Source organism: Streptococcus sp. 2018162 (assembly GCF_019754175.1).
Lineage (GTDB): Bacteria > Bacillota > Bacilli > Lactobacillales > Streptococcaceae > Streptococcus > Streptococcus hashimotonensis.
Genome location: NZ_JAIJZP010000009.1, coordinates 23,324 through 48,979 on the forward strand (window position 1 = coordinate 23,324; position 25,656 = coordinate 48,979).

The 25,656-nt window shown below is 40.1% G+C and carries 23 protein-coding genes and 1 other RNA gene; 6 read left to right on the forward strand and 18 right to left on the reverse strand.

Annotated features, from left to right (window positions below):
* Positions 1-146 precede the first annotated feature (146 nt).
* From K5Q22_RS07625 to K5Q22_RS07645, 5 genes are all read right to left on the reverse strand, one after another.
* Entirely contained in the window at positions 147-1,601 is a 1,455-nt protein-coding gene (locus K5Q22_RS07625; protein ID WP_205014356.1) for a cell division site-positioning protein MapZ family protein, read from the reverse strand.
* 24 nt (positions 1,602-1,625) lie between these two features.
* Positions 1,626-2,777 (reverse strand): class I SAM-dependent RNA methyltransferase, encoded by a 1,152-nt coding sequence (locus tag K5Q22_RS07630; RefSeq protein ID WP_205014355.1) that lies wholly within the window; start codon positions 2,775-2,777, stop codon positions 1,626-1,628.
* Positions 2,778-2,830: 53 nt separating this feature from the next.
* Positions 2,831-3,195, reverse strand: an RNA gene (gene rnpB, locus K5Q22_RS07635) — RNase P RNA component class B.
* A 138-nt stretch (positions 3,196-3,333) separates the two neighbouring features.
* A complete protein-coding gene (gene gpsB, locus K5Q22_RS07640) occupies positions 3,334-3,669 on the reverse strand; it encodes a cell division regulator GpsB (protein WP_004194167.1) in 336 nt (111 codons plus the stop codon).
* 70 nt (positions 3,670-3,739) lie between these two features.
* The gene (locus K5Q22_RS07645) at positions 3,740-4,279 is read right to left on the reverse strand and encodes a DUF1273 domain-containing protein (RefSeq protein ID WP_205014354.1); all 540 of its coding nucleotides are present in this window, start codon (positions 4,277-4,279) and stop codon (positions 3,740-3,742) included.
* Between the two features lie 65 nt (positions 4,280-4,344).
* On the opposite strand from K5Q22_RS07645, the gene recU reads away from it, so the two are divergent.
* Genes recU through rsmG form a run of 3 tightly spaced genes read left to right on the forward strand, consistent with a single transcriptional unit; the run spans position 4,345 to position 7,889 of the window.
* On the forward strand, positions 4,345-4,962 hold the full coding sequence (gene recU, locus K5Q22_RS07650) for a Holliday junction resolvase RecU (RefSeq protein ID WP_024384089.1): 618 nt from the start codon (positions 4,345-4,347) through the stop codon (positions 4,960-4,962).
* A complete protein-coding gene (gene pbp1a, locus K5Q22_RS07655; RefSeq protein WP_239514873.1) occupies positions 4,943-7,117 on the forward strand; it encodes a penicillin-binding protein PBP1A in 2,175 nt (724 codons plus the stop codon). Before recU ends, pbp1a begins: the two co-directional genes overlap by 20 nt.
* 58 nt (positions 7,118-7,175) lie before the next feature.
* Complete coding sequence (rsmG, locus tag K5Q22_RS07660) at positions 7,176-7,889, forward strand: 16S rRNA (guanine(527)-N(7))-methyltransferase RsmG (RefSeq protein ID WP_004195222.1); 714 nt, start codon at positions 7,176-7,178, stop codon at positions 7,887-7,889.
* A 41-nt stretch (positions 7,890-7,930) separates the two neighbouring features.
* Here rsmG and K5Q22_RS07665 read toward each other — a convergent pair whose 3' ends face one another.
* The 9 genes from K5Q22_RS07665 to K5Q22_RS07705 all read right to left on the reverse strand — a co-directional run bounded on the left by K5Q22_RS07665 (position 7,931) and on the right by K5Q22_RS07705 (position 16,572).
* Entirely contained in the window at positions 7,931-8,134 is a 204-nt protein-coding gene (locus K5Q22_RS07665) for a cold-shock protein (protein ID WP_004195223.1), read from the reverse strand.
* 159 nt (positions 8,135-8,293) lie between these two features.
* Positions 8,294-9,127 carry an energy-coupling factor transporter transmembrane protein EcfT gene (locus K5Q22_RS07670; protein WP_024381722.1) on the reverse strand — a complete coding sequence of 278 codons (834 nt, stop codon included), beginning with the start codon at positions 9,125-9,127 and terminating at the stop codon, positions 8,294-8,296.
* A complete protein-coding gene (locus tag K5Q22_RS07675) occupies positions 9,124-10,797 on the reverse strand; it encodes an ABC transporter ATP-binding protein (RefSeq protein ID WP_205014352.1) in 1,674 nt (557 codons plus the stop codon). The genes K5Q22_RS07670 and K5Q22_RS07675 overlap by 4 nt, the downstream gene beginning before the upstream one ends.
* A 117-nt stretch (positions 10,798-10,914) precedes the next feature.
* Positions 10,915-11,067 carry a hypothetical protein gene (locus K5Q22_RS07680; RefSeq protein ID WP_228380465.1) on the reverse strand — a complete coding sequence of 51 codons (153 nt, stop codon included), beginning with the start codon at positions 11,065-11,067 and terminating at the stop codon, positions 10,915-10,917.
* Positions 11,068-11,186: 119 nt separating this feature from the next.
* Positions 11,187-12,170, reverse strand: a complete 984-nt coding sequence (locus K5Q22_RS07685) for a rhodanese-related sulfurtransferase (RefSeq protein ID WP_024415006.1) — start codon at positions 12,168-12,170, stop codon at positions 11,187-11,189.
* 354 nt (positions 12,171-12,524) lie between these two features.
* Entirely contained in the window at positions 12,525-13,445 is a 921-nt protein-coding gene (locus K5Q22_RS07690) for a hypothetical protein (RefSeq protein ID WP_205014351.1), read from the reverse strand.
* 100 nt (positions 13,446-13,545) lie between these two features.
* Positions 13,546-14,091 (reverse strand): ECF-type riboflavin transporter substrate-binding protein, encoded by a 546-nt coding sequence (locus K5Q22_RS07695; protein WP_024413688.1) that lies wholly within the window; start codon positions 14,089-14,091, stop codon positions 13,546-13,548.
* A gap of 20 nt (positions 14,092-14,111) precedes the next feature.
* The gene (locus K5Q22_RS07700) at positions 14,112-14,960 is read right to left on the reverse strand and encodes an S-adenosyl-l-methionine hydroxide adenosyltransferase family protein (RefSeq protein ID WP_004194192.1); all 849 of its coding nucleotides are present in this window, start codon (positions 14,958-14,960) and stop codon (positions 14,112-14,114) included.
* Positions 14,961-15,855: 895 nt separating this feature from the next.
* Positions 15,856-16,572: a YebC/PmpR family DNA-binding transcriptional regulator gene (locus K5Q22_RS07705; protein WP_205014350.1), complete on the reverse strand. Its 717-nt coding sequence runs from the start codon at positions 16,570-16,572 to the stop codon at positions 15,856-15,858.
* A gap of 160 nt (positions 16,573-16,732) precedes the next feature.
* Between K5Q22_RS07705 and K5Q22_RS07710 the strand changes: the two genes are divergently transcribed.
* Positions 16,733-17,044: a PadR family transcriptional regulator gene (locus tag K5Q22_RS07710; RefSeq protein ID WP_004194196.1), complete on the forward strand. Its 312-nt coding sequence runs from the start codon at positions 16,733-16,735 to the stop codon at positions 17,042-17,044.
* A gap of 10 nt (positions 17,045-17,054) precedes the next feature.
* Positions 17,055-17,681, forward strand: coding sequence for a DUF2812 domain-containing protein (locus tag K5Q22_RS07715; protein ID WP_024379995.1), 627 nt, complete (start codon positions 17,055-17,057; stop codon positions 17,679-17,681).
* A gap of 71 nt (positions 17,682-17,752) precedes the next feature.
* On the opposite strand, the gene K5Q22_RS07720 is transcribed toward K5Q22_RS07715, so the two are convergent.
* Both K5Q22_RS07720 and K5Q22_RS07725 read right to left on the reverse strand, forming a co-directional pair.
* Positions 17,753-19,921: a PTS transporter subunit IIBC gene (locus K5Q22_RS07720; protein WP_205014349.1), complete on the reverse strand. Its 2,169-nt coding sequence runs from the start codon at positions 19,919-19,921 to the stop codon at positions 17,753-17,755.
* Positions 19,922-19,954: 33 nt separating this feature from the next.
* Positions 19,955-20,746, reverse strand: a complete 792-nt coding sequence (locus tag K5Q22_RS07725) for an endonuclease/exonuclease/phosphatase family protein (RefSeq protein ID WP_205014348.1) — start codon at positions 20,744-20,746, stop codon at positions 19,955-19,957.
* A 198-nt stretch (positions 20,747-20,944) separates the two neighbouring features.
* Between K5Q22_RS07725 and K5Q22_RS07730 the strand changes: the two genes are divergently transcribed.
* The gene (locus K5Q22_RS07730) at positions 20,945-21,652 is read left to right on the forward strand and encodes a UTRA domain-containing protein (protein ID WP_029186820.1); all 708 of its coding nucleotides are present in this window, start codon (positions 20,945-20,947) and stop codon (positions 21,650-21,652) included.
* Positions 21,653-21,882: 230 nt separating this feature from the next.
* On the opposite strand, the gene glgP is transcribed toward K5Q22_RS07730, so the two are convergent.
* The gene (gene glgP, locus K5Q22_RS07735; RefSeq protein ID WP_205014347.1) at positions 21,883-24,147 is read right to left on the reverse strand and encodes a glycogen/starch/alpha-glucan family phosphorylase; all 2,265 of its coding nucleotides are present in this window, start codon (positions 24,145-24,147) and stop codon (positions 21,883-21,885) included.
* Positions 24,140-25,648 carry a 4-alpha-glucanotransferase gene (gene malQ, locus K5Q22_RS07740; protein ID WP_024384099.1) on the reverse strand — a complete coding sequence of 503 codons (1,509 nt, stop codon included), beginning with the start codon at positions 25,646-25,648 and terminating at the stop codon, positions 24,140-24,142. Before malQ ends, glgP begins: the two co-directional genes overlap by 8 nt.
* Positions 25,649-25,656 lie beyond the last annotated feature (8 nt).

The window sequence follows — 25,656 nt, forward strand, 5'->3', positions numbered from 1 at the left end:
ATAGCAAGTCATTAAATTCTTAGAAACATTGATATTTCGGCGTTTCTGAGAGTTTTTTTATTTTCAACATAAAGAAAAAAAGATTGAAGAAAACTGTCCAAAATGGACTTTTTCTTCAATCCGAAGCGGCTAAACCGCTTTTTTGTTTAATAATCCAAGGCATCAGAATGACCAGCACCATTGCCGACAAAGTAGCCTGTCTTACAATTTATAGAGAACAAGTAGGTCCCATCTGGTTTAAACATATTGTAGTAGCCATTGCCGTTGATAATATTGACTTTTTCCAAGATATATTGATTGCCTGTTATATACCCACGTTGTTGCGAGATAGTCACAATATTTTCAAGAATACCTGGATTGAAATTCCATGCTTCATTGTTTACATCATCAATCATTGCTTGATTATAAGGAACACGACTGCGGTCACGTTGCAAGACGACACCTGCTGGCACGGCAATACCAAAGTCGGTTGTTGAGCCTGAAACCGTTGTTGAAGCGACTTCTGTTGTCGCTGGTACACCAGTAGATACAGTTTCATCAGCACCTTGGTTGCTTGTGACTGCAGCCTCACTTGCTACCGTAGCCGAAGCGACTTCCTGTTGTGAACGACCAAAATTCACGACCGATGCCAATAGACTGTCAACCGCACTAATCCCTGTCGTTGTCGCAGAAAGAGATTCTCCTGATTTAACCGTCGCCGTTGTATCAATTTCACCATTAACAACGACTTCTTTATCAAACTGACCATTAATGGCCTGAATGGCTGCAATAGCTTTTTCAAGATGATCATACTGTTCTTTAGCTTTGGTATAACTGTCCGAATTCTTATTCAATTTTTCCAACAGCACTTTCAGTTCTGCTAATTTACCAAACTCTGAATTTTTTAGCTTGGTCAAACTACTGTCCGTAAAGAAACTATTATAGAGCTGTTCAAAAGCGGTCACATTCGCATCTGTCGAACTTGATGCTGTCGATGACGTCTGGCTTGTACTTGTTGAACTTGAAGAAGTCGCAGTATTCGATTTGTTAACCGAATTCATCCAAACCAGCGCCGTCGCCATTACACCAATCATTGAAAGCCCTACTGCTGACCAGAAGTAAAATTTCTTTTTCTGGTCCCTATCTGCGCCCTCACTATGGTCCAAGTCTTCGGCCTCATCTTCTTCCAATTCTAAACTAGAATCATCTGCCACTGGAGATAACCCCTCCATTGCTACAGTACTTGCAATCACTGTTTCTTCCAAGGTTTCCATCGGACTTACCGAAAGTTCTTCTACAATAGGAGCAATCTCCTCACTAACTTCCGTAAGAGAAGACTCATTTGCTTCTACCTCTTCCGCGCTTTCATGTCCTTGATTTTTTTCCTCATCAGCCACCTCAACTAAAGGAAGATGGTTGATTTTGGTTTCAAATTTTTGAGATTCAATTTCTGCGCGATGTTGCTTGATATAACGATCCAAGAGACCATCATCTTCTGTCACACCCGCTTCAATTTCCTTATGTTTTTTGACTGCTTCTTCGATTGTTAAATCTTTCGCCACTTCAAAATCTAAAACTTTCTCCTCATCCAAAGGAAGATGATGACTATTTTTTTCTCCCACGATGTCCTCCTATCCTTGCACTTCTTACACTTGACGTTTCACTCGTTGACCAAAAAATTGATAAAGATCCACTTTTAGGGTACCATTATACAGTTTGCGCTTCTTATCCGCTTGCTGTCCAAAACGGGTTTCAAACAACTCATCACTAGTTAGAATAAACTTAGACCATGTTTTGAGTGGTTCAAAAGTCTGCCCCATTTCTCGATACAGGGTAACAATGGCTTCATCATCCAACAAACGTTCTCCGTAAGGTGGATTAGAAATAATGACACCATTAATTTTATCTGTACGCAAGTCTTGCACACGCATTTGCTTGAAAACAATATCCTGCTCAACTCCTGCCGCAAATGCATTCTTCTTCGCAATTTCAATCATACGAGCATCAATATCTGATCCAGCAATATCTAATACCAAATCTGCCTTGATAGAAGCTTGTGCTTCTTTGCGTAATGCAGCCACCAATTGATCCTCAACCCACGGCCATTCCTCAAATGCAAAACTTCTCTTCAAACCTGGGGCTATATTTTTGGCCAACATAGCTGCCTCAATACAGAAAGTTCCCGATCCGCAAGTAGGGTCAATAAGCGGTTTATCTGGATACCAATTCGATAATTGCAAAATAGCAGCTGCCATATTTTCTTTGATTGGGGCGCCACCTTTTTCCACCCGATAACCACGTTTGAACAAACTAGAACCAGTCGTATCAATCATGACTGTCGCCACATCTTTCAAAATCGACACTTCAATTTTAAACTCTGCCCCCACCTCTTGCAAGGGAACCCCTTCGGGACGAGAGAAGTGTTTCTGCAGTTTCTTAACAACTGCTTTCTTAGAAATAGCCTGCACACTCGGTTCATTATGCAATTTCGATTTGACACATTTGGCCTTGGAAATAGGGAACTTGCAGCCTAGAGGCAAGTAATTTTCCCAGTCCAAGTTAAAAACTCCTTGGAACAACTCTTCAAAAGTCTTTGCTGGAAATTGTCCAACAATGATTTTAATTCTATCAGCTGAACGCAGCCAGATATTGGTTTCGATAATGGATTTTACATCTCCTTGGAATCGAACACGGCCATTTTCCACTTGACATTCATAGCCGAGATTACGAATTTCTCGACCCACAACTGCTTCCAGACCTGCTGCTGCCGTTGCAATCAACTCAAATTGTTTTTTCATTTTTTTCCTCTACAATAAAAGCTAGCAGAGCTAGCTACCTATTTTATGCAATTTTCTGTAAGCCATGTTTTGTTCCGGTGGTACTAGGTTCTACCACCTTCGATAACCATCTGTCTACTGTCTAAACAGTCAGGATTTCTGTTCATTTCCATCCATCCCATGCCCCGACCAAAGTTTGGGTTGCTAGCTTGAGGGGTTTACCGCGTTCCATTTTTTACGTTTCCATAAAAACTTCGTCACTGTGGCACTTTCAGATCTACTCTGGCATATCAAAAGACTTAGCCATTTTAACCGCCGTAACGCCTAAGGGCGTCCCTAGGCTTATTGATTCGCCTAGCACAAACACTACTGGCATCTCAGCCAGTGCTAGCATGGACTTTCCTCATGGTAGAAAACTACCACGCGATTATCCAAAAATTGCACCTTAATTATCTTAGAAGTTGTATCTACAAAGCAAGCCACTTTAAATCAAGGAATATCTCTGACACAAATACAGAATATATTTGTGCACAAGAAAATAACTGCGAATAAAGTGTCAGTTTAGGTGTACAATTTTCTATTCTTGATCCTGAACGATTTGTTTTCCAAATACTTCTTTCTCCAGACGATTCAGACGGCGGAGAATATCAAAGTTTGTCGCTGAAGATGGACGTTCTGTACGCAATACGTCGTTTGATTCTTCAGTAGGAAGAGTTGTTTTGGGAGAATTTGCTGCCTGCGCTTTCAATCGAGCAATTTCACCTTTTAATTCCTTGATAATCGCTTCATAAGCATCGTAGTCTTTCATAATATCATCAAGAAAATCGTTCACTTCATCTTGATCATAGCCACGAAAACCAATTTTAAAATCTTGCTCAAAAATATCTTTTGTCGTAAATTTAATACTTGCCATCTCTCTCTCCCTAATCTAAAACGTCACTACTCCTATTATATTAAAAAAAATAGGGAAAAATCAAGTCAAATCACTCAGAATTTGAAAAATTTTCAGCCTCCTCACTCAATTCTTCAAAGGTAAGCGTTTTTCTATTATATCCTTCTTTCTTTAAGACCATGTGATATAAATATTTCAAATTGGTTTCATTTTCAGAATCGTAAAACAAATAACAACCTGTCGTATTATCCAGCAGAAACTGGTTATAGTCTCTAAATTGCCCTGGGTTTTCATAGCGTGGATAGGCATACTTTACAAAATCAACCTGCTTAAACCGTGCTAACTTTGCTTGGTTAGCCTCATTCCACTGTTCGCCATGATTTTCAAATGGAAATATTGTTGCAATACTCAGTTGATACCCCTCGGCTCGTAAATCTTCTAAGACTTCTAAGGCCCAGTATTCAAAGCCCAATTGACCTGTCAGTATAAACCAGCTAACACCCTCTTCTAAAAAACGAATAAAATTCCTACGAATTGCAGATTTAATAATGTGCAGTCGAGGATCTTTTTCTGAAAAAATTCCCAGGTCTGTATGTCTATAACCTGTTACCAAAAGGCTCTTAGTATCCATTTCTTGTACTCTTTTCGCTAATTATGGTATAATATGCTGATATTATTTTATCAAGAAGGAGTTCTATGGTCAATTATCCTCATAAGGTGTCAAAAAAAATCAATAGAACCAGTCCTGTTTCATCCCAGCGAGTAAACTTTGCTAATCGCGGAATGTCTTTTGAGGCTGCTATCAACGATAGCAATCAATATTACCTTGCGCACGATATTGCTGTCATTCACAAGAAGCCAACTCCCGTGCAAATTGTAAAAGTTGATTACCCCAAACGGAGCCGTGCTAAGATTGTCGAGGCATACTTTCGACAGGCATCTACCACAGACTACTCTGGTGTTTTTAAAAGACATTATATTGATTTTGAAGCGAAAGAGACACGCCAAAAAGCATCCATGCCTATGAAAAATTTTCATGCGCATCAGATTGAACACATGAAACAGGTTGTAAAACAAGGTGGCATTTGTTTTGTCCTTCTTCACTTTTCAACATTAAAAGAAACCTATCTCTTGCCAGCCACTCATTTGATCGAATTTTATCAAGTAGACATGGGTAGTAAGTCGATGCCTCTAACCTTTATTCGACAATACGGCTTTGAGATTCAAATGGGGCGTTTCCCCAGCATCCCATATCTGGAAATCGTTGAAAAAAATCTATTAGGTGGTGAATCTTTTGAAAACTACAACAATTAAAAAAGCTCTTCTAATCACTGCAAATATTTTACTTGCGGGGGCTATCATTGCCTGCCTGGCCGGAGCTGCATTGGTTGTTTACTACATCCAAAGCGCTCCAGAATTGACAGAAGAATCTTTGACAGCAACTGTATCAAGTAAAATTTACGATAAGAACGGAAATCTTATTGCAGATTTAGGAGCAGAAAAACGTTCGAGTGCTAAGACTGAGGAAATTCCAACAGACTTGGTAAATGCGATTGTCGCAATCGAAGACCAACGCTTCTTCAATCATAGAGGGGTTGACGTGATTCGTATTGCAGGTTCCCTGATTAATAACTTGAGCGGAGGACGTTTGCAGGGGGGGTCGACACTTGACCAGCAGTTTATCAAGCTGACTTATTTCTCGACATCCGTAGAAGATCAAAATCTAAAACGGAAAATTCAAGAGGCTTGGCTGGCTACTCAATTGGAACGTCGCAATACCAAACAAGAGATTTTGACCTACTACATCAACAAGGTGTATATGTCAAATGGTAACTACGGTATGAAGACTGCTGCTCTTGCTTTTTATGGAAAAGAGTTAAAAGATTTGACTCTTCCTCAATTAGCTCTTTTAGCAGGAATGCCTCAAGCGCCAAACCAATATGATCCTTATACCAATCCAGAAGATGCAAAAACACGTCGCGATTTGGTATTGGCTGAGATGCTGGAAGAAAAGTACATTGATAATACCCAGTATGAACAAGCTGTTCTAACACCTGTAACAGATGGTTTACAACCATTATCTAATGCAGCTGCTTATCCTGCTTATATGGACAACTATCTGAAACAAGTCGTTGAAGAAGTTGAAGCAAAAACAGGTTACAACTTGCTGACAACAGGGATGGATGTCTATACGAACGTCGATCCTGCCGCCCAGCAACAACTTTGGAACATCTACAATACAGATATGTATGTCAGCTATCCAGATGATTTATTACAGGTAGCTTCAACGGTTGTGGATGTTTCTAATGGTAAAGTCGTTGCACAATTAGGTGGTCGTAAACAAGAAACAAACGTCTCATTTGGTACCAACCAAGCCGTTGAAACCAACCGCGACTTTGGTTCTACAATGAAGCCAATCACAGACTATGCTCCTGCTTTTGAAAACGGCATTTATACATCTACAGCAGATTTAATCTTAGACGGTCCTTATAATTATCCAGGCACAACAACTCCTGTCAATAACTGGGATAAACAATACTATGGGAATATCTCTGTTAAGACTGCTATTCAGTATTCTCGAAATGTTACAGCCGTTAAAGCATTGGAAACTACAGGTTTAGAAAATGCCTTGAAATTTTTGAATAGCGTTGGTATCGATTACCCAGATATTCATTACTCTAATGCTATTTCAAGTAATACATCCGACACTGGTAGCCAGTATGGGGCAAGTAGTGAAAAGATGGCTGCTGCCTACGCCGCTTTTGCCAATGGCGGCACATACTACGCTCCGCAGTATGTCAATAAAATTGTCTTTAGTGACGGAACAGTAACAGAATACGCTCCTCAAGGGACTCAAGTCATGTCTGCCGAAACAGCCTACATGATGACCGATATGATGAAGGCTGTTATGTCTTACGGTTATGGATTAAACGCTTCTGTTAGTGGAGTTCCTATGGCAGGTAAAACAGGTACATCAAACTATACCGATAGCGAAACGGATACTATTCTAGCTTCAATTCCAGAAGCAAATTATAGCTACATGGTCGTTCCTGATGAAAACTTTGTTGGATATTCTAGTCAGTATGCAATGGCTGTTTGGACCGGATATACCAATCGTATGACTCCTATCCTTGATAACAGCATGCGAATTGCAACAGATGTCTACCACAATATGATGCTCTTTATGCATTCGGACTATACTGCTACCGATTGGGAGATGCCAAGCGGACTCGTACGTTACGGTTCCAACTACTATCTCAGAGGTAGTCGCTCACTCTCCAATGCTTATAACACGTACACTAGCTCTAGTACAAGTTCTTCTAGTTCGACTGAAACTAGTGAAACAACCGAAGCGGCGACAACATCAAGCGAAACATCATCTGGAACTTCAACCGAGACTGCAACTTCTTCAACTGAAACTGCAACAACAGGAAACAATCCTGCGACGGGACAGACAGATGGTCAATAAGAAAATTCCCAGACTCTTCTGGGTTTTTCTTTTGCTTAAATTATGATAAGATAAGATTATGAAACCTGAAGTATTTTATAAAACCTTGGCAGACCAAGGTATTCAATTAACTGACCAACAAAAACACCAATTTCATCGCTATTTCCAACTATTGGTGGAATGGAATGAGAAAATCAATCTGACAGCTATTACTGAAGAAAGCGAAGTCTATCTGAAGCATTTCTACGATTCTATCGCTCCAATCCTGCAAGGCCATATTCAGAACGAACCTCTTCGGCTTTTAGATATTGGAGCTGGAGCTGGATTTCCTAGCCTACCTATGAAGATTATCTTTCCGCAACTAGATGTTACCATCATTGATTCTCTTAATAAACGAATTAACTTTTTACATTTGCTTGCCGAAGAACTAGAGCTCGAAGGTGTTCATTTCTATCATGGTCGTGCAGAAGACTTTGCACAAGATAAGAACTTTCGTGCACAATTTGACCTTGTCACAGCACGCGCAGTTGCCCGCATGCAGATTCTTTCTGAATTGACTATCCCTTATTTGAAGCTCAACGGAAAATTAATCGCACTCAAGGCGTCCAGCGCAGAAGATGAATTGACCCAGGCAAAAAATGCACTCAATCTCCTCTTCGCAAAAGTCATCGAAAACCACGACTATACTCTTCCAAATGGCGACCCTCGAACACTAACCATCGTCGAAAAGAAAAAGGAAACTCCAAATAAGTTTCCACGCAAGGCTGGTATGCCAAATAAAAGACCCCTTTAAACATAAGAAAAGCGAGTTTCACTAAGAAACCCGCTCTTTTATTATCCAATTTTTGTAATATTGGTTGCTTGAAGACCACGTTGGCCTTGCTCCACTTCAAATGTCACTTTTTGACCATCTTCCAAAGATTTAAAACCATTAGACTGAATTTCAGAAAAGTGTGCAAATACATCTGGACCGTTTTCTTGAGCAATAAAACCAAATCCCTTTTCTGCATTAAACCATTTAACTGTACCTTGTACCATTTGTGTTACCTCTTTTTATTTATTTGTAAAACTTATCAAGAGGAAAAACAAAAGATGAAACTGATACTTAAACTCTAAACTTATTTACACTCCCTACTGTAACAGTATATTTCCTATATGTCAACGATAAAGGGTTGATAGGTCCAATAAACTCAATAATCATCGCCACGGATTATAGAATCGACCCTGATTAACAAAAAACAGATAGATTGTCACAACTACTAGAGCAAGAATAAATAGCAAGACAGCGTAATCTATTCTCTGTAGAGGCTGTTGGGTATACCATGTTCTTTTTTTATTCTTTCCAAAACGCCGCAATTCCATAGCCGTTGAAATCGTATCAATCCTCTCCAAGGAGCTGAAAATCAGAGGAATGACAAGGGATAGATTCCCTTTTATACGATCCATCAATTTTCCTTTCCTGGACAATTCCAAACCACGCGCTTCTTGAGACATTCGAATCGTATAAAACTCTTCTTGAATATCTGGAATATAACGCATGGTCAAACTGACTGCGTAAGCAACTTTGTAGGATACCCCAATTTGATTCAAGCTGGAAGCAAACTGGCTAGGATGAGTGGTCATGAGAAAGATAATCGCTAAAGGAACTGTACAAAAATACTTCAAGAGAAGATTTACCAGATAAAATGCTTGCTGACTCGTCAAGGAATAAACTCCCAGACCTGATAGCAAGGGAGTGTCTGCTCCGTAAAGTTCCACTCCATACCGTGGTGCAAACAAGTGAACCATCAGGGCATTCATTGCAGCAAAAATGATCGTCAGAATTAAAACAAGAGAGATTTCTTTATAACGAATCCCTGACATTTTGAACAAGGCTAGAGAAAATACTGCGATAAAAAGAATCAAGCGGGTATCGTAAGTAATCATAGCAAGAATGGAAACTATGAGAAAAAAGAGTAATTTACTGACAGCCGATAAACTATGAATAAAGCCAGTTCCTGGATGATAACCAATTAGTTTTTGTTGACTCATCTTCCTCTCCTTTCTTCCTGCATATAAAACGTCGTTAATTCTAAGGGATTAACTCCCAACCTCTCCGCCAAGTGAAAAATTGATGTTTCTTTTAAATTGGCTCGCTCAATCACCGTATCATCAGATAAAATTTCTGCTGGACTTGCATCTTCAATAATCTGCCCATCCACCACAACAACAGCTCTATCTGAATAATCTAGCATGAGTTGCATGTCATGGGTAATCATGACAATGGTATGCCCTTGAGCATTTAATTGGTCCAAAAACTCCATCATTTCCCGATAATGCCGTTGATCTTGTCCTGCTGTTGGCTCATCTAGCAAAATAATTTCTGGATTGAGAACCAAGATAGATGCTATCGTTACCCGTTTTTTCTGCCCATACGAAAGTGCCGAAATCGGCCAATTACGAAACGGATACAGGCCACATACCTTCAAGATATGGTGAACTCGGTGTTTGATTTCTTCTTCTGTCATCCCTCGCATGCGCAAACCAAGGGCAACCTCATCAAAGATCATCGTTTGGCTAATCATTTGGTTGGGATTCTGAAGAACATAGCCAATCCGTTCTGCTCGCTCTTTAACAGAATCTTCTTTGATTGACTGCCCCTTCCAGAGAATCTCACCCTTACCCTGAATAAAACCACAAAGCACCTTGGCTAAAGTAGATTTCCCAGCACCATTTTTTCCAACAATAGCTAGACGTTCCCCCTTATGAATCGTCAGTCGAATGTCTGTAAGAACTTGTTTATTAGGATAGGAAAAATGAAGATGCTTGACTTCTAACAAAGCCTCTTTCTCTCCATTTTCAAAGTGTAGAGTCGGTAGGGATGCTATATTCAAAGCCTCAATATCAATTTCCCAAACTGAGGAGAGATGTTCTGACTGCGCAATCGGATATCCTAAGGCGCGAAGAGTCGATAGATATAAGGGTTCACGGATGCCGTTTTCCTGTAACAATGAGGTACGTAATAAATCATCAGGTCCTCCATTGAACAAAATCCGACCGTCATTAATCAATACAACTCGGTCCACCTGACGATACAGTACGTCCTCTAAACGGTGTTCGATAATAATGGTTGTGGTCCCTTCTTGCTTGTGAAGACGGTCAATCAAATCAATTGTATCTTGGCCCGATTTGGGATCTAAATTAGCAAGTGGCTCATCAAACAACAAAATAGGACTCTCATCAATAAGAACTCCGCCCAGACTGACTCGTTGCTTTTGACCTCCAGATAAATCTTGTGGTCGATGTGCCAGCAAATCGGTCAAAGACAGTCTTTCTGCCCAATCTCCTACTTTTTGCTTCATCACCACCTGGCTTTCCATGTCGTTTTCCAAAGCAAAAGCTAGGTCCTCGGCAACTGATAAGCCAATGAATTGACCATCTGTATCTTGAAGAACCGTTGATACGAGCAAGGACTTATCATAAACTGAAAGATTAAAAGCTGCCTGACCATCCAATAGTAAACTTCCGCTATGTTCTCCCTTGTAAATATTTGGAATAATACCATTAAGACATTGTCCAATCGTCGACTTTCCTGAACCAGATGGGCCAATAATCAGAACTTTCTCTCCCTGATAAATCGTTAACTGAATATCTTTTAAAGTGGGTTCCTGTTGCGCTTGGTATCTAAATGTAAAATCTTTAAACTCAATGATTTTTTTCATAGGACTATTATAGCGTAAATTGACTCTGAAAAAAAGGAAGAATCATCAGTTTCTCCCTTTTCAAATACCTTCATCCATGATTCTAGAGCAGATGAATTCTATCTTCTTACCTCACAATCACATTAAAATGATCCCCATCAAGGTCCGTAAAACTTGCTCCATAAAAGCCGTGGCATCTGTCGAGCGATCTGCAATTGGTCCACCATTTGCTTCAACACGCTCGATAAGTCTATCCACTTCTTCCCTACTCGCCACATTAAGCGAAATCAAGACTTCATCTCCTTCTCTTTTCTAATTGATAGGCTTCGTATAGAATGGACTGAAAAAATATAAAGAATTCTGATTGCACAAAAAAATTGCACTGATTTTTCAATGCAATTTTGGTATTACTAAGCATTTGCTGGAGTCAGAGTTTCCCCAATCGCTTCCAAGCGTTCTGCCCATTCTTGACGAGTCAATTCGTTTTCAGAAATGTAACGGTTGCGCTCATGAGCACGGCATTCAGCTGAACAGCCACGAACATACTTGTGCTCATTCTCTTCTGATGTCAAAATACGACGGTTACAGAATGGATTGCCACAGTTGACATAGCGCTCACATGGTGTGCCATCGAACCAGTCCTTACCAACGACAACTGGGTTAACATGGTTAACATCGACCGCGATACGCTCGTCAAAGACGTACATCTTACCATCCCACAATTCGCCACGAACTTCTGGGTCTTTACCATAGGTTGCGATACCACCGTGGAGCTGACCGACATCCTTGTAGCCTTCACGAACCATCCAGCCTGAGAATTTCTCACAGCGAACACCACCAGTACAGTAAACAACTACGCGCTTGTCCATAAATTTCTCTTTGTTATCACGGACCCATTGTGGCAATTCACGGAAGTTGCGGATGTCTGGGCGGATGGCACCACGGAAATGCCCAAGGTCGTACTCGTAGTCATTACGTGTATCCAAAACAACTGTATCTTCGTCCAAGAGAGCTTCTTTGAACTCTTTTGGTGACAAGTAGGCACCTGTTGTTACAAGTGGGTCAATATCGTTGTCAAAGTCGTTGTCTTCCAAACCAAGGTGAACAATTTCTTTTTTATAACGAACAAACATTTTCTTGAAAGCTTGCTCATTTTCTTCATCAATCTTAAACCACAAATCGCTGAACAATGGGTTTGCATGAACGTAGTCCATGTACTTTTGAGTTGTTTCATAGTCACCAGAAACAGTACCGTTGATTCCCTCATCAGCAATCAAAATACGTCCTTTGAGTCCGATAGACTTACAGAAAGCTAGATGCTCAGCAGCATAGGCTTCCGCATTTTCAATTGGGACATATTTATAATAAAGTAATACACGAATGTCTTTTGACATGATTTCTCCTTCTCAATCTTTGCAATAGATGATAAAACTCTGTCATTTCTAATAAATGATACCTTACGATTATATCGTTTAGCCCCTCAAAAGACAAAAATCTGAACTGAAAATTTAGAACCTCTATTCGCAGCTTCAGTGCTTATATGTAAAAAATACGGCTGGGCAAAAAGACCGACCTCGCTTCTCAAGGGTCGTGTCAACATCTCAGCGCAGTGGTTGATTGGCAGATTTGTTCGTGTTTTACACTCCAAATCTGACCTAATCAACTGTGCGGGGGCGGGAAGACGAACTCTTTTTTTGACCAGTCGAGTTCTTTCCCGCTCCCATTTATTGAAGGTTCGCTATAACTTCTTAGTCGTCTAATTCTATTTTCAGCTGTCGGAGTTTTTCCAAGGTATCATGTCCGATAAGTTGGTCCACTTTTCGCTTATGGCGTCTGGCAATATTTTCCTTCCATTTATCTTCAATAGGATTATGTGGCTTCTCGATTTTCCTTTGCTCTTTGATTTCTCTTGCCTCCTGCCACTCCACTCCTTTAATAACTTCTTCCCAATAGCTGGAAATGGCAGAGCAGAGATAGAGTTGGACCTTCTTCAACCAGTGTCCAAAAAAAGTTTGCGGAGCATTTTCCTCCACTAGCCGATAGGTCCTTTGGATTTCAATAAGTTGACTTTGATATTTTTCCCACTGGAGCATAGCTTTACTCGGCTTTTTTCGATAAAGTTGACGCTGTTTGATTAGAGCTATATACGGTGCAACAAAACGACTCGTCCGTATCTTGATAAAATTTCTGGAGGAGCGAATGGCCACCAGCATGCCTGAGGCCAATAGGCGTTCAACCTCCCTTGCCTGATGATCTGGAAAACGGTAATGGACTTGCCACCCCACTTCTTCAACCACTAAGCGAATCTGCATCCTACCATTTTGCCAACTCGCCTCCACCTCTTGCTTTTCATCCCATAACTTTTGAAAAAAGAGAAGAAGGTAGTAGCCTTGTTTACTAAGTTCATACCAACTGTTCGTGTGGTAAAGGTAGGTCCGAATCGCTCCCTTCATATAAAATTCGCCATGGAAATCATAAAAAGTTGGCTGTTTATATGTAGATTGTGATGGGTGGTTACTAACTCGGAAAACCTTATAATAATAACTATTCCAAAGAATGCATCCATAAATTGATTTCGTCGTTTTCGATTGATAAAGACTTAAAACTTCCTCGTCAGGATTGAGTATAGAATGAATAATCGGTCCCAACTTTTCTTCTGTCCAGACCATACTTCTCCCCTTGAACACATGTTTTCGTTTGTTTTATATTATTATATATGTATTTTTTGTATTGAAAAACCCTAGAATTTTTTCTAGGGAAAATAAAAACTTAATCTTTAGACAAGCTACCTGTCTTCGTTTGAGATTTTGCATAAACAGCCAAAAGGAGTGTCCCTGCAATAGCAACTGTAATACTGTTTACAATACCTGCTACAAGTCCCTGTGCAAAGACCTTATTCGCCGCCTCACTGTAGATAAGAATATCTAAAACTGGGGCAATGACTCCCCAAGCAAGCACATTCGCCGCAATCTGAACAAGGTTAAAGAAAAGAATATCTTTCCCTTCAAAAATCCCTTCTTGAATACGCAGACGTTTTTTGGTAAGACCAACAACCAAACCAAAGACCCCTGATGCCAAAATCCATGACCACCATGGACCGTAAGTCAACGAATCCTTAAGCGTGTGACCAATGAAACCGACCAAGAAGCCAACCACAGGACCAAATACAACTGCCAATAGCGATTGAACAGCGTATTGAAGCTGGATAGAAGTATTTGGGACAAAGGTTGGGATATTGATTAAATGACCAATAACCACAAAGAGGGCTGCGCCGATACCAGTAGCAACGACTGTTTTGATTGAATTATTTTTCATAACTATCTCCTAAAATTTCTTTAATTACTAATACGTTTGATTTCAATATGCCAGTTTTGACCTACACCGACATTATAAGCCTTGGCAAATGAGCCCTGATTAATCGCAACACCTACACGATAGAGGGAATTGATATAAATCAATGGCTGTCCGATGCGTACATCCGCAAAGGACTTGCCGTAGGTTACTTGGTTTTGATACACAAGCATGTCGTTATTGTATATGGTCACTTCAAAGCGATCTTCAAACTGCGGTTGCAAGGTGTAAAATTCTTCCCTCGTAATCGAGGTCCAAAGCGAGCCGAATCGAACATCTAGAATATCAATTGCACCTTTTACATAATCTGAACCAACTTCCGTTGGGACAGTTGGAATTTCCACAATCTTATCCACGCTTAATTCTGGACCAACTTCTTCAAAGCTAATGTGTCCAGAAGCCAATTTAGCTCCCGTATAGGCATAAACATCTCGACCATGGAAGGTGTACGAATGTTCTGTATTGGCACGGCGATTGGCCACCTCTGAAATTTCTCGAACCGCCTTTATCCCCACATATTTTTTGATGAAGGATAGCGTCCCATTATCTGGCGTTACAATATAGTGATTTTGTTCGGTCAAAGCTACTACACTCTTACGTTTTGAACCAACTCCTGGGTCAACAACCGAAACAAATGTTGTCCCCTCCGGCCAGTATTCGACCGTTTGAAAGAGGCGATAAGAACCTTCAAAGATATTGTACGGAGTAATATCATGTGTTAGATGGTGAACAACTAAATCTCTCGATTCTTGGAGAGCAACACCAATCATCGCTGAAACTGCACCATCAACTAAACCAAAATCTGATTGTAAAACAAGTAAATTATTTGACATACATTCTCCTAATCTTATTACCGTTCTATGATAACAGAAAACCCGTAACCATTCAAATAGATATTTCCAAAGCCTGGCTATAGTTTTTCCTTATACCTCATCTGTCAAGCACTCTACTATCAGCCACCGAAAATTTTTCCATCGTACCTTCTTCGAACTTAAGATAAAATCCCCCACTCTCTAGTTCCAACCAACTATCGTCTTTGAGCAATTGGATACAAAGAAAACTGCCTAGCGCAGCTCCAATCTCCAACCTTCTAGGACTTCCCACGTAAACTGAGAATCGTCTGCCGACGATTTCTATTTCTAACCTTCTAATAAAAATGACTGTCCCACGGAATTTACAACCTTTTAATATAAAAAAAGTGCTACTAATTTTTTCGGTAAAAAGAAAACTGCCTACCGGCAGTTCCAATCTCCAACCTTCTAGGACATCCTACATGCAATGAGAATCGTCTGCCGACGATTTCAATTTCCAGCCTTCTAATAAAATTGACTGTCCCTCGGAATTTACAACCTTTTAATATAAAAAAGTGCTACTCTATTTTTAGATAAAAAGAAAACCAGCTGCCGCTGGTTCTCATCTCCAACCTTTTAAGCCAAAAATTGTCCTCATGGACATCTAGATACAAAGAAAACTGCCTACCGGCAGTTCCAATCTCCAACATTTTAGGACATCCTACGTGCAATGAGAATCGTCTGCCGACGATTTCTATTTCCAACCTTCTAATAAAAATGACTGTCCCCCGGACAGTTAGATACAAAGAAAACTGCCTGCCGGCAGTTCCAATCTCCAACCTTCTAGGACATCCTACGTGCAATGAGAATCGTCTGCCGACGATTTCAATTTCCAGCCTTCTAATAAAATTGGCAGTCCACTGGACTGCCAATTTTATTAGAACCCATCTACATTCGTGTAGATTTTTTGGACGTCTTCGTCGTCTTCGAGGGCGTCGTAGAGTTTTTCAAATGTTGCGAGGTCATCGCCTACAAGTGATACTTCTGATTGTGGAATCATTTCAAGTTCAGTAACGTTGAACTCTTGAATTCCTGATTCTTTGAGTGCCACGATTGCCTTGTGCAAATCCGTTGGAGCTGTATAGACAGTGATTGTGCCGTCTTCTGCTTCTACATCATCGACTTCAACATCTGCTTCTAAGAGCAATTCGAAGATGGCATCTGCATCATCACCAGCAAATACAACCACACCTTTTTTATCAAACATGAATGATACGGAACCAGATGCACCCATGTTTCCACCGTTTTTACCAAAGGCAGAGCGAACATTGGCTGCGGTACGGTTTACGTTTGATGTCAAGGTATCAACGATAATCATAGAACCATTTGGTCCAAAGCCTTCGTAACGACCTTCCACGAAGGTTTCATCTGTGTTTCCTTTTGCCTTGTCAATGGCCTTGTCAATGATGTGTTTTGGAACCTGCGCTTGCTTAGCACGGTCGATAACAAATTTCAGCGCTGAGTTTGTTTCTGGATCTGGGTCACCCTTTTTCGCTGCTACATAGATTTCAACACCAAATTTGGCGTAAACTTTTGAGTTAGCACCGTCTTTTGCGGTTTTCTTGGCTACAATATTGGCCCATTTACGTCCCATGGGGAACCTCCTACATTTTATAAAATCGCTTTATTATACCATAAATGGCAAGGATTGAGAAGATTTTTAAAATCTTCTTCACTATACAGTTGACATGTATAGTTTTCCGATATACAATATATAGCACAACTGTACATTTGAACTACATAGGAGAAGCCAAATGAAAAGGAACAAGCACCTCCCCTTAACGGAGACAACCTACTATATTCTATTAGCCCTCTTAGAACCTGCCCATGGCTACCATATCATGCAAAAAGTAGAGGATATGAGTGATGGTGATGTGAAAATTGCTGCAGGAACCATGTATGGAGCGATTGAGAATCTTTTGAAACTAAAATGGATTTGTTCCGTTCCAAGTTCCGATAAAAGAAGAAAAGTCTATCAAGTAACAGCAACGGGACAAGAGATTATTAAACTGGAAACACAGCGTATTCAAAAACTACATCATATTGCCAAAGAATTAGGTTTTTAAGGAGGAAGCTATGATAAGACACAAATTATTCACCAGTTTACAAGAGGAAGAACATTGGATTAATTCGATTCAATCCGAAGGTTATCAGCTTGTCAAAGTAACTCCATGGACAGCAGCCTATCATTTTGAAAAATGTAGTCGACCCCCTCATCCCGTACGCCTTGATTTTCATGAACATATTGCAAAAGGAGAATATTCAAATTACCTCTCTCTATTTGAAGACTGTGGTTGGCAACCTATACAAGGTAGTCGTAGATGCGGCATCCATTATTTTCAACAAACAATCGAAGCTTCAAGCACAGAAATTTTTTCTGATACCGAATCGAAAAAAGCATTCTATTCACGCTACCAAAATTATGCCTACTCCTATTTCGGATTATTTCTGACCTTATTTTTTATCCATTACCAAGTTGGACTCCAAAATGGATACACACTTTGGAATCCTAAATCCTGGTACCTAACTCCAGGACTATGGGAACGGACTGGTACCAGTTTTTGGTTTGGTTTTCTCTTTGAAACCCCATTCGCATTGTTTAGAAGTGGCATCATTCCGTTATTTTTCCTTGCTTGGTCTATTTATTTCCTCCATATCGCTGAAAAAGGTAAAAAAGAAGCGAAGAAATTAGAAAAATACTGATGGCATACTATCCAAAAGAAAAAGATTGAAAAGAATTGACTGCAATCATCTTTTCAATCTTTTTTTACTTTTTACAACTCTACTTTAGCAACTTGGCTATCTTGACTGACCTGTCCAAGATTTTCAAGGCTGACAGATTTGATTTCAGCTGTGTTTGTGAAAGCAACGACGATGGTTGTTTCACGTCCTGCTGAGCGAATAGCTTCAAGGTCTGCAACAAGGAGCAAGTCTCCTGCTTCAACGCGTTGGCCATCTGTTACCTTAGCTGAGAATGGAGCACCGTTTAGCGCAACCGTATCTAGGCCGACGTGCACCAAGACTTCTACACCCTTTTCAGACAAAATACCGACAGCGTGTTTGGTTGGGAAGACACTGGTTACAATACCTGAAACTGGTGCGTAAACATTGCCGGAGCTAGGCTCAACGGCATAACCGTCGCCCATCATTTTTTGTGAAAAGACTGGATCTTTCACTCCTGTGATGGCAATAGCTTGCCCTTCAGCAACAGAGTAAACTGTCTCCGTCACGCCTTTGAACTGAGTCTCAGGAGCAACTTCTTCTGTCGCCACAATTTCTGTATGAGGAATAGCTACGCCTGATTCTAGCAAGTCTTGAATGTCTGATTTGAGAACATCTGCTTTTGGTCCATAGACTGCTTGAACACCTGAGTCTTTGATAATCAAGCCCATAGCACCAGCCTGTTTCCAAGCATTTTCATCTCCAACTTGTGCCACATCTTTAACACTAACGCGAAGACGAGTCATACAAGCATCCACATCTGCGATATTATCACGACCACCAAGCAAGTTGATGATTTGAACCACTTGTGAATTGGCATCTGCAGTATCTACGTTTGAGTTTGAAACCACATCCGTTGTTTCTGTATCATAGTTACCATTGCGTCCAGCTGTTGCTAGGTTGAATTTCTTAATCATAAAGTTGGCAATGAAGTACATACCAACCGCAAAGAGGGCTGTTACCCAGATAAAGTTAATAACATCCATACCGATACCAGCTTTAATCGCCATCGGTGTACGTGTAAGGAATTCGATATTACCAAATGAGTGCATACGCAAGTTGACAACGTCAGCCATGGCAAAAGCCGCACCTTGTACAAAAGCATAAACGACATAGAGTGGCATTGCTGCAAACATGAACATAAACTCAATTGGTTCTGTTACACCTGTCAAGAATACTGCAAGTGCTGATGAAATAAACATACCTTTGTACTTATGTTTTTTATCTTCATCCACATTGCGGTACATAGCGTAAGTCAATCCCATCAAAATCCCTGATGAACCAATCATTTGACCAACTTTGAAACGGGCTGGAGTAATGTTTGCAAGAAGGTCATTGTACTGAGCCATATCACCAGCGTCTTTGAGGTTGATCAAGTCTGTAATCCAAGCCAACCAGAGCGGATCTTGTCCAAATACTTGTGTACCTGCTTGTGCACCTGTCAAGATGTCATAGGTACCACCAAGTGACGTATAGTTCATTGGAATGGTCAACATGTGGTGAAGACCGAATGGAAGAAGCAAACGTTCCAAGGTACCATAAACAAAAGGTGCAAGAATTGGTGCTGTATCCTGTGAGCTTGCAATCCATTTACCAAAGCTGTTGATTCCTGTTTGAACAACTGGCCAAAAGATAGCTAATCCTAGCGCTACAAGAACTGAGCGATAGATAACCACAAATGGTACGAAGCGTTTACCGTTAAAGAAGGTCAAAACATCAGGTAATTTGCGGTAATTGTAGTATTTGTTATAGGTTGTTGCCCCTACAAAACCAGCGATGATACCAACGAAGACACCCATGTTCAGAGCAGGTTGACCCAAGATATTGACGAAGTAGCCTGAAACTGGAATCTCTGTTCCAAAAACAGTGGTTACGGTTGCCGCTGCATCTGCAAGCATGTCAGTCGTCACACCAAAGAAGTGGCCAGTAATCAAGTTAATCAAGATAAAAGCAAGACCTGCCGAGAAGGCACCGCCAGCTTTTTCCTTAGCCCAGCTACCACCGATAGCCAAGGCAAAGAGCAAGTGAAGGTTTCCGATAATCCCCCAACCGATTTGGGCGATAATATTCCCAATACGAATCAAGAGTTCTGATTCTGGGCTGATTAACGGAATAGAGTTTCCGATAGAAACCATAAGACCTGCTGCAGGCATAACTGCAATCACGACCATTAAACACTTACCGAATTTTTGCCAAAATTCGAAACTAAGAAATTTTTTCATTTTTTCTCCTTTATTTTTTGGCTCTGTGCCATTTTATACATTAATTTCAACTTCCACACCAAAATGGTCTGAAATAATCGGACGATTCTCTCCATTGAAAATCACTAAGCTGGATAAAACTTCCTTTTTCTGATTTAAGAAAATGTAATCCAATCGTTTTTCCTGACTGTGACCAGCCCAGCCATCGATAGCCTTTTCAACCGTAATCCCCTGGTCTTTTTCCATCGCTAGATTGTACGAATCATAAAGTCCAAGCTCTGTAATCGCTTCGTAGGCCTCTCGATCTGAGAAGGCATCGGTATTAAAATCTCCCATGAGAATCTTCAAACGTCTATTGCCAGTCCGTTCCACAATCGTACGAATGTTATCAAGCTGGTCTTCCTCTTCACTCCCTGGAAGATTGATGTGACAAGAATACAGGTCGATCAACTGGTCTTGGTATAAGACCGTCAAGCCCATAATTTTTCGTGATAGGATGGAATCAACAGATTTATTCTGACTACAATAAAATGGATCCACTTCATAAACTGGCAACTTGGTAAGAAAGGCAATCCCTTCTTCGTACTTATCGTAGCCGATATGTGAGTTGCTCCAATAATATGAATAGTCAAATTGTCCCAAGGCTCTTAATTTTTCTAATAAAATCAAGCCATAATTATCCGCCTTCAAGTCTTTCGCTACCAAATCAGCAGTTATGAGCTGATTGACTTCTTGAAGAGCGATGACATCATAAGCCTTTTCAGCTATTGTTTGGGCTAAAACATCTAGTTTTTCATCCTGCCTTTCTTCTAACCAGGCATGGACATTAATTGTTAGTAATTTCATTGCTCCCCCTCTCTCTGAAAATGCGTAACCGTTTTCTTTTATAGGAATAGTATAACGTAAACGTTTGCATTAGTCAATAGCTTTTCCGTAATATTTTAAACTTTTACGTAAAAGTTGTGTATTCTACTAAATAAAATAGATGTATTGCCCCTTTCTGGCTCTTTTATGATACACTAATGGGTAGAAAGACAGGAAACTATGAGTAAGTATAAAAAAGTTTATCAAGATATTAAGAAAAAAATTGAAGAGCAGGTTTGGTCAACTGGACAGGCCCTACCGACAGAAAATGAATTAATGGAAGTGTATTCCTACTCCAAGGACACCATTCGCAAAGCACTATCTCTTCTTGAAATGGATGGTTATATTCAAAAGAAACAGGGGAAATCTTCTATTGTTATCGAACACGGTCTAATGAAGGACCAGTATCTTTCTGAAATAAAAACAGCGGGCGAATTGAACAAAAAATCACAGCACCAAATTCAGACCCAACTTACTTCGCTTTATATTATTCAAGGCCAAGAAGATTTAATGTCAACTTTCGAAGTTGATGATAAGGTAGATTTCTATCGAGTGAGTCGGGTACGGACAATTGATGGTGAGCGGTTGGAATATGACATTTCCTATTTCGACCGTAGGGTCGTCCCTTATCTCAGCAAAGAAATTGCCGAAAGCTCTATTTACCGCTACTTAGAAGAAGAACTCCATTTAACAATTTCTCATTCCAGACGTGAAATCTCCTTCCGTTTTGCAAACGAAGAAGAAAAACAATTGATGGACTTAGGAGACTATGATATGGTCGTCGTGGTCACTAGTATCACCTATCTTTCAAATGGTCAAGCTTTCCAGTATGGAACAATTAGTTACCGTCCAGACAAAGTTAGCTTTGTTTCTATGGCGAAACGGTAAAAGGAAACTTTCGATTTTTTCGACCAAGTGTACAAAACTTCTAGAATTTTATAGTTATAAAAAGAATGTCTCCGCTTTTTTGCAGAGACATTCTTTGCATTTATATACTAAGGAGAGCACCAATAATGGTAAAAACTGGTAGTTTTTTTATTCTTCAACACATAGGAAGAATTGATCTGATAAGTTTTGGAGTGGTTCAATCAACTTTCCTACTAATTGTTGGAATTCAATTAGTTACTGTGCCAGATGTCTTGGTTGTACTGTTCAATAGTACGGTCTGAAGAGAAGAATCCAGCTTTAGCAATGTTATGAACAACTTTCTTGTTCCATGAATCTTGATCTTCGTAATCTGCAAAGACTTGTTCTTTTACTTCGATGTATTCAGCCAAGTCAATCAAGGTCATGAACCAGTCTTTCGAAATCAATTCATGGTGCAAGCGTGCAAGACGTTCCTCGTTACCAAGTGCCTTCACTTCATCGCTAACGATAAAGTCGACTGCACGTTTGATATTAGCATCGCCATTGTAGTAGTCAGCAGATACATATCCAGCCTTATCGTACAAGTCGATAATGGTATCTGAATCCTTACCAAATGTATAGATGTTGTCCATACCAGCCAACTCAGCAATCTCAACGTTGGCACCGTCCATGGTACCGAGTGTCAATGCACCATTCAACATGAATTTCATGTTACCAGTACCTGACGCTTCTTTAGAAGCCAATGAGATTTGTTCTGAAATATCAGTTGCAGGGATGAGTTTCTCAGCAACTGTCACATTGTAGTTTTCTACCAAGTGAACATTGAGGTATTTATTTACTTCTGGGTCATTGTTGATCAACTCTGACAAGCAAAGAATCAAGTGAATGATGTCTTGTGCAATGATGTAGGCAGGTGCCGCTTTACCACCGAAGATAACAGTGATTTTACGTTTCGGTAGGTTTCCATTCTTGATTTCAAGGTATTTATGGATAACATACAAGGCATTCATTTGTTGGCGTTTGTACTCGTGGAAACGTTTGATTTGTGTATCAATGATAGAATTTTCATCCAGCTCGATACCTTTATTGTCTTTAAGGTAACGTTTGAGAGCCAACTTATTGTTGAACTTGATTTCAGCCAACTTAGCATGAACTTCCTTGTCATCAGCAAAGGCAAGCAATTTTTCAAGTTTAGTAGCATCTGTCAAGTACTCATCACCAATCAATTCTTTGATGTAGTCAGCGAGGTCTTGGTTGGCAAATTCCAACCAACGGCGGAAAGTGATACCGTTTGTCTTATTGTTGAATTTTTCTGGGTAAAGCTCGTAGAAAGCTTTCAATTCAGAGTTTTTGAGGATTTCTGTGTGAAGCGCAGCTACACCGTTCACTGAGTTAGAGAAGTGGATATCCATGTGAGCCATGTGTACACGACCTGATTCATCAATGATTTGGACTGCTGGGTCTTTGATTTCTGCACGAATAAGGGCATCCAATTCTTTGATGATATCAACCAAGTGTGGCACCACTTCTTCAAGGAACTCAAGTGGCCATTTTTCAAGTGCTTCCGCCAAGATAGTGTGGTTTGTGTAACCAGTCATATTCTTAACGATGGTGACTGCTTCCGCAAATTCAATACCATGTTTTTCAGTCAAAAGACGAATCAACTCAGGAATCACCATTGATGGGTGAGTATCATTGATTTGAACATACGCGTATTCAGCCAAATCATGCAAGTTTGAACCACGTTCAATAGCTTCATCAATCAAAAGCTGAGCAGCGTTTGATACCATGAAGTATTGTTGGTAGATACGGAGCAATTCACCATTCTTATCAGAATCATCTGGGTACAAGAAGAGTGTCAAGTTTTCTTTAATATCAGTCTTGTCAAATGAAATACCATCTGTAATCAAGTCATAGTTTACTGACTCAATATCAAACAAATTGAGGTAGTTCTTAGTCTCTTTTTTATAGCCAAGAATATCAAGACGATCCAATTTTGATTTCAAAGTGAAATTTTTGAATGGAACATCATAGCTGATAGTTGTTGGAATCAACCAAGAATCATTTTCAATCCAGAAGTTTGGCTCTGCTTCTTGCTCATTTTTCTTAAATACTTGACGGAAAAGACCACAGTGGTAGTTCAGACCAACACCTTCACCGTTGATAGCAAGTGTTGACATAGAATCAACGAAACATGAAGCCAGACGTCCCAAACCACCGTTACCAAGTGATGGTTCTGGTTCAACGTCTTCAACTTGAGCCAATGATTTACCAGCTGCTGCCAATTCTGCTTGAACGTCTTTGTAAACACCCAAGTTGATCAAGTTGTTTGACAAGAGTTTACCGATAAGGAACTCAGCTGAGATATAGTAAACTTTACGTTTTCCTGTGTTTTTTGGTTTTGTAGCTGCAGCTTCTTTTACGTAGTTTAACAATTGAAGATAGATTTCTTCATTTGTCAAATCAGCTAATTTTTTCGAAGTGTTTGTTTCTGCAAATGTTGTAAATTTAGTCATGGTTTTCATTTCCTCGTTGGTATAGTAATGTCATTTTTGTCAAGAAGTCTTTGCGTTCTTGGGTCAAGTCTTCAGCTTTCATGCGCCATTCCCAGTTTCCACCGATAGTTGACGGCATATTCATTCGACTTTCTTCACCCAAGTCTAGGACATCTTGCATGGTTGCAATAGCTGTATCACTCACTGTTGCAAACAGCATACGGAGCATAGCTTGGCTAACTTTTTCAATCGGCTTACGGTTGCTGTAGGCGTCCACGTATTCTTGTTGTTCTGGATCAAGATTGTTGTACCAGCCGTTGACAACCTCATTATCGTGAGTTCCAGTGTAGGCAACTGAATTTGGAATGCAACGGTGTGGAGCATCAATGCTCTTACCTGTTACATCAAAGAAACCAAATTCTAAGATTTTCATGCCTGGATAGCCACAATCTGCAAGCAATTTGCGAGCTTTAGCGTCAATGTTTCCAAGGTCTTCTGCAATGATTGGAAGGTCTCCAAGTGTTTCTTTGACAGCCTTGAAGAGATTGTAGCCAGGACCTGGTTCCCAAGTTCCAACTTTTGCCACCTCTGCCTTACCATCAACTTGCCAAAAGTCTGAGAAACCTTTGAAATGGTCAATCCGAAGGACATCATAAAGTTTGAAACTTTCATGAATACGATAAATCCACCAGTTATAGCCTGTTTTTTCATGTTCTGGCCAATCGTAAATAGGATTTCCCCATAATTGACCATCTGCCGAGAAGTTATCAGCTGGTACACCTGCTACATAAAGCGGCTTGCGTTCACTGTCCAATTTGAATAGTTGGGGTTTTGTCCACACTTCAACGCTATCAGCAGAAACATAGATTGGCATGTCTCCGATGATTTTGATGTGGTGTTTGTTGGCATATTCTTTCAATTGCTTCCATTGGCTGAAGAAGAAATACTGGGTGACTTTGTAGTAGTCGATTTGATTTGCCAATTCTAAGCGGTACTTATCAAGTGCTTCCTCGTTGCGAGCTACAACTTTTTTATCATCCCATTCTTGGAGAGCTTTATTACCAAAGTATTCCTTGATAGCCATGAACTCCGCATAATCTGTCAACCAGGATGAGTTAGCCTTTTCAAACTCTAGAAAAGCAGCCTTCTTCTTATCATCTTGTAAAAATGCTTGAACTGCCTTCTCCAAAATTGGTCGGCGAACTTGATAGATAAGAGCATAGTCTACTTTTTCAGGATTATCTCCAAAATTTACATCTTGGAAATCTTCTGTTGCCAACAAGCCATCTTCAACCAAGAGGTCAAAGTCTATCAAGTGTGTATTTCCTGCAATAGCAGAGAAAGACTGGTAAGGAGAATCTCCATAGCTTGTAGTTGTTAGTGGTAAAATCTGCCAGTAGGTTTGCTTGGTTTCCACCAAGAAATCTACAAAATCATAGGCAGACTGTCCAAAAGTACCAATACCAAACTTACCTGGAAGTGAGGTAATATGCATCAAAATTCCACTGGTACGATTTGTCATAAAAACGT

Bases quoted from the DNA above. Each gene is read 5' to 3' on its own strand.
- K5Q22_RS07630 (WP_205014355.1), bottom strand. From the start codon at position 2,777: ATGAAAAAACAATTTGAGTTGATTGCAACGGCAGCAGCAGGTCTGGAA.
- gpsB (WP_004194167.1), bottom strand. From the start codon at position 3,669: ATGGCAAGTATTAAATTTACGACAAAAGATATTTTTGAGCAAGATTTT.
- K5Q22_RS07645 (WP_205014354.1), bottom strand. From the start codon at position 4,279: ATGGATACTAAGAGCCTTTTGGTAACAGGTTATAGACATACAGACCTG.
- recU (WP_024384089.1), top strand. From the start codon at position 4,345: ATGGTCAATTATCCTCATAAGGTGTCAAAAAAAATCAATAGAACCAGT.
- rsmG (WP_004195222.1), top strand. From the start codon at position 7,176: ATGAAACCTGAAGTATTTTATAAAACCTTGGCAGACCAAGGTATTCAA.
- K5Q22_RS07665 (WP_004195223.1), bottom strand. From the start codon at position 8,134: ATGGTACAAGGTACAGTTAAATGGTTTAATGCAGAAAAGGGATTTGGT.
- K5Q22_RS07670 (WP_024381722.1), bottom strand. From the start codon at position 9,127: ATGAGTCAACAAAAACTAATTGGTTATCATCCAGGAACTGGCTTTATT.
- K5Q22_RS07675 (WP_205014352.1), bottom strand. From the start codon at position 10,797: ATGAAAAAAATCATTGAGTTTAAAGATTTTACATTTAGATACCAAGCG.
- K5Q22_RS07685 (WP_024415006.1), bottom strand. From the start codon at position 12,170: ATGTCAAAAGACATTCGTGTATTACTTTATTATAAATATGTCCCAATT.
- K5Q22_RS07690 (WP_205014351.1), bottom strand. From the start codon at position 13,445: ATGGTCTGGACAGAAGAAAAGTTGGGACCGATTATTCATTCTATACTC.
- K5Q22_RS07695 (WP_024413688.1), bottom strand. From the start codon at position 14,091: ATGAAAAATAATTCAATCAAAACAGTCGTTGCTACTGGTATCGGCGCA.
- K5Q22_RS07700 (WP_004194192.1), bottom strand. From the start codon at position 14,960: ATGTCAAATAATTTACTTGTTTTACAATCAGATTTTGGTTTAGTTGAT.
- K5Q22_RS07705 (WP_205014350.1), bottom strand. From the start codon at position 16,572: ATGGGACGTAAATGGGCCAATATTGTAGCCAAGAAAACCGCAAAAGAC.
- K5Q22_RS07710 (WP_004194196.1), top strand. From the start codon at position 16,733: ATGAAAAGGAACAAGCACCTCCCCTTAACGGAGACAACCTACTATATT.
- K5Q22_RS07715 (WP_024379995.1), top strand. From the start codon at position 17,055: ATGATAAGACACAAATTATTCACCAGTTTACAAGAGGAAGAACATTGG.
- K5Q22_RS07720 (WP_205014349.1), bottom strand. From the start codon at position 19,921: ATGAAAAAATTTCTTAGTTTCGAATTTTGGCAAAAATTCGGTAAGTGT.
- K5Q22_RS07725 (WP_205014348.1), bottom strand. From the start codon at position 20,746: ATGAAATTACTAACAATTAATGTCCATGCCTGGTTAGAAGAAAGGCAG.
- K5Q22_RS07730 (WP_029186820.1), top strand. From the start codon at position 20,945: ATGAGTAAGTATAAAAAAGTTTATCAAGATATTAAGAAAAAAATTGAA.
- glgP (WP_205014347.1), bottom strand. From the start codon at position 24,147: ATGACTAAATTTACAACATTTGCAGAAACAAACACTTCGAAAAAATTA.
- malQ (WP_024384099.1), bottom strand. From the start codon at position 25,648: ATGACAAATCGTACCAGTGGAATTTTGATGCATATTACCTCACTTCCA.